Annotated in this window: 5 protein-coding genes; all 5 read left to right on the top strand. The window is 45.2% G+C overall.

Annotation, left to right across the window (positions count from 1 at the left end):
- Window positions 1-252 precede the first annotated feature (252 nt).
- Window positions 253-708: a hypothetical protein gene (locus tag IQ260_RS28025; protein ID WP_193996361.1), complete on the top strand. Its 456-nt coding sequence runs from the start codon at window positions 253-255 to the stop codon at window positions 706-708.
- Between the two features lie 136 nt (window positions 709-844).
- Complete coding sequence (locus IQ260_RS28020; protein ID WP_193996360.1) at window positions 845-1,429, top strand: hypothetical protein; 585 nt, start codon at window positions 845-847, stop codon at window positions 1,427-1,429.
- A gap of 127 nt (window positions 1,430-1,556) precedes the next feature.
- Window positions 1,557-2,210: a hypothetical protein gene (locus IQ260_RS28015; protein WP_193996359.1), complete on the top strand. Its 654-nt coding sequence runs from the start codon at window positions 1,557-1,559 to the stop codon at window positions 2,208-2,210.
- A gap of 516 nt (window positions 2,211-2,726) precedes the next feature.
- Entirely contained in the window at window positions 2,727-3,554 is an 828-nt protein-coding gene (locus IQ260_RS28005; protein ID WP_193996357.1) for a PPC domain-containing protein, read from the top strand.
- 233 nt (window positions 3,555-3,787) lie between these two features.
- Window positions 3,788-4,589 (top strand): filamentous hemagglutinin N-terminal domain-containing protein (locus IQ260_RS28000; protein ID WP_193996356.1); only part of this gene is annotated, 802 nt, incomplete at its 3' end.

Below are 4,589 nucleotides of genomic sequence, written 5' to 3'. Positions count from 1 at the left end.
CTTAATAGCAGTGGGATATCATCGACGCGTTCGTTACTGATCAACTGGGCCATTGCTTGGCTGGGATACGATTTTGGGCATTATTACGCTATTCGCTATTCTCCTATATTTTCTAGCGAACCGTGAGGTTACGGCTATAGCTTCACAGTTAGCCATGCAGAAGAGTTTTCAAGAAGAGTTGGCTATTGCAGTGCATAAAACTGGAGAAGTCAATCTATAGGTCACTGTACATTTCAAATAGTGGAAAAAACGATGAACTTAAAATTAACCCTCTGCCTACTACCGATTGTGACGGCTATTATTCCACCTCTATCAGCCGTTGCAAACCCTTCTACACAATGTCTTGAGCAAGCATTTCAAGATTTACAAGCTTGTGCCACCCATGCAGGCTCTAATGCATTAGGGACCATAGCTGAATCAGCAGGTACAGGTGCGGGACTAACAACAATTTTCTTAGGCCCTGAAGCAGCGCCCGCTGGTTTAGCAGTAGGTACCGGTGCAGGTTTAGTTGGAGAAGCTTGGCAACAGGGGCAGTGTCTGGGGGAGTATATAAGCCAACGCAGTAACTGTGCCGCCTCAACTTCTGAATCTAGCAATTATGATTCTTTCCAAAATAATTGGGATGTGCCTTCTTCAGTAAATTATTCCCGAGACACTGATGGAGATGGAATGCCAGATCAGTCTTACTATCCCTACAGCGATTGGTAAACAGTGATTTTTTTACATGGTGCATCCAAGCAAATACCTGTGAGCCATAAATTTGACGAGTTTAAATATCCACAGGTGCATAAACACAAAATCTGAAATCTATAGGTTATCAAAGCAATCGAATGGAGTAAGAATCATGTCTAAACAGTTATTGCCCTCTATTGTTTCAGTCGCTACTTTATTTGTTGGTATAGCCCCAGTACAAGCACAAAGTTGGGTAGATCCAGATGTACTAGCTAATAATCCAAGAGCTTATTGTTCAGATATTGTTGCCGCTAATCAACAAACTGATCGGCTCAGAACTCAAAGCAACCATGCTTCACAAAGTCAGTTTGAGAATAATCATTCAATGCGTTCCGATGATTATCGGCATCGTTCTAGACAGGGTGGTGGTGGCTTTAGCTTTGCAGGCTTTGGTATAAATGGGCAAGGCGGTAGCGAATCTACTGACCGGAATCAGCAGGCTACCAACCGTGAACGCAGCGGTCGTAATGCTCAGCAATACGGTAGTACTTACGAGCATGATCACTCAAGCGTCACGCAAGTAACAGCTGGTCAAAACTGTGATGCGTTTGTTCAAGGGGCCGCCCATATAGAAGCCACAAGGCTTCAAACTGATGTACAACACCACGCTATTGATACTCGAGAGCGAATACGCACCTATGAGATTGATGGACAACGTCAAGATACTTATCTCCAAATGTTGATGGAAGGTTGGTAAGTCAAGTCATTTGGCTAAGCAATGTTAGTTAGCCAAATGATTTCACCATTTCTGTTTGGGATAATCTACTCATCATCTCTTTTCTAGACAATCAATCTAACTATCTTGAATAAATTAGAGGTTTACCATGTTAAAGCAACTTTGTTTCGGTTTAGCTCTGTCTCTAACACTTTTAGGAGGGACTCACTCTAGTTATGCTACTGAAAGCTATCCGCAGAAGCTAGAAGCTTCAACGCTTGCTAGCAAATCCATCACAATTCCACAATCGACAGCACTTGTTGTTGCCGTGCCGAATCAAGTTGATATTGATATTAACCGTGCTCAGCCAACTCCTTTAATGTTGGTCTTAGTGCAGCCGATCACGGATGTATCCGGTCAAATGTTAATTCCTGCCCAGTCTTTAGTGCAAGCGACATTAACTCCTTCCCGTGGTGGTGCTCAAATTGTTGCTGAAGCCATTATCGTCAATGGGCAACTGCTACCTGTAAGTGCACTGAGTCCAATCATACCCAGTATAGAGGTTCCCATGGTGCATCACCAAGCTAGCTCGAGACATAATTCTATTAGAAGTACGAGTAGACAAGGCATGGCTCTGGGGTGTTTGGTTGATAGCTTTATTTCTGGAGCGTGTGATGCGGATTCACAGAGAATTGGCGCAACAGCGGGTGCTTTACTAGGCTCTTTTTCCGGCTCCAGCCAACCTGAAACAGTGAGATACAGCAGTATTGAACCCAACAGCCTCTATGTGCTGCAGCTGCAATCACCCGTGGTACTCAAATAAGTGTAATCAAACATAGTCGTAACAGGAGAAAATCAATGTTGCCGACAAAGCTCCATAAGCCGTCTTCTTGTCACACTTTAACTATTCGTTTTGTATTGTGGATAACAGCTGAAGTGCTCTTAAACTATGTTGGTGTTGATGATTTAGCAGACTACAGTGAGTTTTTGTTTGAGCGACCAATGACTGTTATAGCTGAGGATTACAGGTTGGTTAAGAATCTGATGTGAATGATTGAGTTAGAGGACGACATGGTGATATCGCTATTTAAGTTTCTTACGTTCTTATTTGAGCCAGGATGGTTTACTCCTATTGTATTTACTCAATATGGGGCCTGTAATAACGGTGAAGCGGAGCTGATACAAAATCTTTGGAGCATGATTCTGAAAGAAATTTAGAAGGATGATAGTGATGATGACATTTTGGAATAAAATCTGAGTTACTGATTGTGAACTTGTTAAGAATAAAGTTTTCAGTTCTAACTGTGAAGAATGCTTTAGCTGTGATGGAGACCGCACTATGAGATGGGCAAATCCAAAACTGGCTTATGGGTTGATGGGTGCTGCATTAATGCTATTACCACCGCTTACTGCTCAAGGGCAATCTGTCTCCCCCACGCCTCCTGTTCCTTCTTCGACTGCCTGGCAGTGGTCCTCTCTCCCCAATGGCACTCACTTGATTAGTAGCACGATGGATCCCGATGCAGCATCGGAATTGTTTGCATTTTTTAACAAACAAGGGGAGCAGATCTGGGGAGTACGCTTTGTTGCACAACCAGGGACTGTGCCTACCTGTTTTCAGGGCAAGGTGCTGGGTGAAAATCTGGCAAACGAGGCACTGTCAGTATTAGAGCCTCATCAACAGGAATGGTACTTCAATATGGCTCCGTTAGATTTTACGGGGTTGCCTCATTTGCTATCGACACTGCCCAGTGATTGGACAGTAGATCAGGTGGTAGAGCAGATTGTTAAGTGTCGTACACGATTGGCCAGTATTGAGTCAGTTATTGAGCTAGAGGCGGAACGTAAGCTGTTATTAGGGGTATTGAGTTATTTACCCTTAGAACAGAATAAAATCCTGCAGGATGGTAGCTTTTATAACGATTATCGCTTTAGCGGACAGGCCGGTCAGCGGGTACGCATCGAGATGAAGAGTAATGCGTTTGATACCTATGTGATCCTCCTAGATGCTGATGGAAATACCATCGCTACTGATGATGATTCAGGTGGGGCGCAAAATGCTCAGCTTGACGTGGTTTTGCCCCATACGGGACAGTATCAAGTGATTGCAAATACTTACGATTTTCTAAGTGAAGGTGAATATACCTTGACAGTAACGACGGATTAGAAGTGTACAACTTATAGTCCATCCTGCTGGATTCTATCCTAAAACTTCCAGCTCTTAGGTAATCCTCTACTTTTGGAGAATAGACAAACCGAATAACCTGAGAGTTTTATGTTGGGGAAAACTTAATATTCTGTTCTATTGACAGAACCCGGAATAGGGGGACTATCATTACTCTGATTACGTGTATCTACGTAGCACACCCCCATCCCTGTAGTTCTCTGGAAGTTATAGCTATGCGTTTACGTGCTCTGATTTACTCGGCAGTGCTTTCGGTTAGTGGTGTTTTGGCTGCAGGTGAGATCCCGGTGGCGGCACAGTCGCATCTAATTACTCCTGATGGCACGCTTGGGTCAGAAGGCTCTACGGTGACAACGGTGGCTCCCCAGGTGGATTTACTCGGGGGTGGAGCGCTGCGAGATGAATATTTGTTTCACAGCTTTGAAGAATTTAACATCGGCGAGGGATGGACAGCGAATTTTGCGAACCCGGACGGTGTGTTTAATATTTTGAGTCGGGTGACAGGGCAGAATCCATCGCATCTGTTTGGCACGTTGGGAGTGCTGGGGAATGCAGATTTGTTTTTTATTAATCCGAACGGTGTGTTGTTTGGACCGGATGCGAGTTTGGATATTCCGGGATCGTTGACGGTGAGTACGGCGGATGAGCTGGTGTTGCCGGATGGGTCGGTGTTTAGTGCGACGAGTCCGGGGGTGCCGCAGCTGTTGGATATTGATGTGGATGTGCCGATTGGGGTGCGGTTTGATCGGGAGTTGGCGGCAGCGTTGGGGAATGAGGCGCTGTTGGAGGTAGGTGAGAATTTGACGCTGTCAGCAGGGGATATTGACAGTACTGGGGGATTGTTTGCGCCGAATGGTGATGTGTTGGTGGAGGGGGTGAGCGGTGATGTGCGGGTGCAGGAGTTGGCGGCTCAGTCGGCAGTGTTGTCTGCGAGGGAGAATTTGATTTTAGAGGAGAGTCAGTTACAGACAGCTGGGAATTTGAGTTTGTTGGCTGGGGATACGGTGAGGGTAAGGG

The organism is Leptolyngbya cf. ectocarpi LEGE 11479, from assembly GCF_015207065.1.
Classification (GTDB): Bacteria; Cyanobacteriota; Cyanobacteriia; order Phormidesmidales; family Phormidesmidaceae; genus Leptothoe; species Leptothoe ectocarpi.
This window is presented reverse-complemented; position numbering and strand designations above follow the sequence as displayed.